Here is a 2047-nt window from a genome sequence, read left to right as displayed (position 1 = left end):
CACCACCGTATCGGGGACGACCAATGCCTATTTCAAAGCGAGGCAATGGGAACTGGAGCGGGGCCGTATTTTCGACGACGCGGAGGAGCGGGGCGGGCGTACCGTCTGTCTGATCGGCGCGACGGTGCGCGACAAACTCTTTGGTCTACAGGATCCGCTCGGGGCGCGGCTGCGCATGGGCTCCATCTCGTGCGAGATCATCGGCATATTGACCAGCAAGGGCTCGTCGGGTTTCGGGAACGATCAGGACGACACGGTGATCATGCCCTTGCTCGCTTTCCAGCGCCGGATTTCGGGAGTGGACGACATTTCGATCATCTTCCTGTCGGCCACGAGCGATGCCTCGATCGACCGGGTGAAAGCGGGTGCCGAAAGTCTCCTCCGGCAGCGCCGGCATATCGTCCAGGGAAAAACAGACGATTTTCATGTGCAGGACATGCGCGAGATTGCGAGCCTCGTCGAGAGCACGACGGCGCTGCTGACGGCATTTCTCGGCGCCGTGGCGGCGATCAGCCTTCTCGTCGGCGGTATCGGCATCATGAATATAATGCTCGTTTCCGTGACGGAGCGGACGCGCGAAATCGGGATCAGGCTGGCCATCGGCGCGTTCGAACGCGAAGTCCTGCTGCAGTTTCTGGTGGAGGCCGGCTCGCTGTCGCTGGCCGGCGGCGTCATCGGCATCATCGTCGGCCTGACGATCTCCGCCGTGGCCGCGCCGATGGTCGGTATACCCTTCGTGCTCAACCTCTGGATTATCGGCACGGCTTTCGTCTTCTCGGCGGCGGTCGGTGTGGTCTTCGGCTATTTTCCGGCACGCAACGCCGCACGCCTCGATCCGATAGAAGCCCTTCGCTACGAGTGAAATCCGCGCTGCGGGCGATATCAGTCCCTGTGGCTCAGCGGCCGGGCAACGGCTTCGAGTGGCTTTCGTTCGGCCGCGACACCCCATATCGCAGCGACCGCGGCGGCGGCGATCATCAGCGTCGAGCCGATCAGATAACCGACAAAGACGTTGCCGCGCGAGCCCGTTTCGATCAGCGCGCCGAAGACCACCGGACCGGCGATGCCGCCGAGAGCCGTGCCGAAGGCGTAGAAGAGAGCAATGGCGAAGGCACGGAGTTCCAGCGGAAAGGTCTCGCTGACCGTCAGATAGGCCGAACTCGCCGCAGCCGAGGCGAAGAAGAAAATCACCATCCAGGCGATCGTCTGTGTCGTGGCGTCGAGAAGACCTTGCGCAAAGAGCCAGCCGCTCAATGAAAGCAGGATGCCCGATATCGCATAGGTGAAGGCAATCATGGGCCGACGTCCGAGCGTGTCGAAAAGCCGGCCGAGAAGGATCGGCCCCAGGAAATTGCCGAGCGCGAAAGGCAGAATGTACCAGCCGACGTGAGCGGCGGGTACGCCGTAGAAGTCGGTCAGGACCAACGCATAGGTGAAGAAGATCGCATTGTAGAAGAATGCCTGCGCCGTCATCAGACAAAGGCCGACGAGCGCGCGAGACCGATGAACGCGGAAAAGCGTGTCGATCACGTCGCTGACACGCAAACGATGAACGGCGGCGAGACGCATGTGAGGCAAATCGTCTCCGGACAAGATCGTGCCGTGCCGGCGGAAGCTGTTCTCGATTGCGGCGACGATCTCTTCGGCCTCGGCGGCGCGTCCATGCGTCACCAGCCAGCGCGGGCTTTCGGGGATGAAGTAGCGCGCCGCGAGAATTGGAAGTCCCAGCAGGGCGCCGATCAAAAAACAGGCGCGCCAACCCATGTCCGGGCCGAGCGTTTCGGACGAGAGGAGAAAGATGGAGCCGGTCGCACCGAGGGCGGCACCCACCCAGAAGCTGCCGTTAATTGCAAGGTCGGTGTGGCCGCGCACGCGAGCCGGTACGAGCTCCTGAATGGTCGAATTGATCGCCGTGTATTCGCCGCCGATGCCGGCTCCCGTGAGAAAGCGGAAGAGAGCGAAGCTCCAGAGGTTCCAGGAGAAGGCTGTCGCCGTGGTCGCTGCGATATAAAGAAAAAGTGTGATGAAGAAGAGCTTGCGGCGGCCA

2 protein-coding genes are annotated in these 2047 nt (G+C 62.1%); one reads left to right on the top strand and one right to left on the bottom strand.

Annotated elements, in window-relative coordinates:
* On the top strand, positions 1-862 hold an 862-nt coding region (locus VMR03_RS04350), incomplete at its 5' end, for an ABC transporter permease (RefSeq protein ID WP_325402639.1).
* A 20-nt stretch (positions 863-882) separates the two neighbouring features.
* Here VMR03_RS04350 and VMR03_RS04345 read toward each other — a convergent pair.
* Positions 883-2047, bottom strand: a 1165-nt coding sequence (locus VMR03_RS04345) for an MFS transporter (RefSeq protein ID WP_325402637.1), incomplete at its 5' end; no start/stop codon positions are given.

Source organism: Parvibaculum sp., assembly GCF_035511255.1.
GTDB lineage: Bacteria > Pseudomonadota > Alphaproteobacteria > Parvibaculales > Parvibaculaceae > Parvibaculum.
This window is presented reverse-complemented; position numbering and strand designations above follow the sequence as displayed.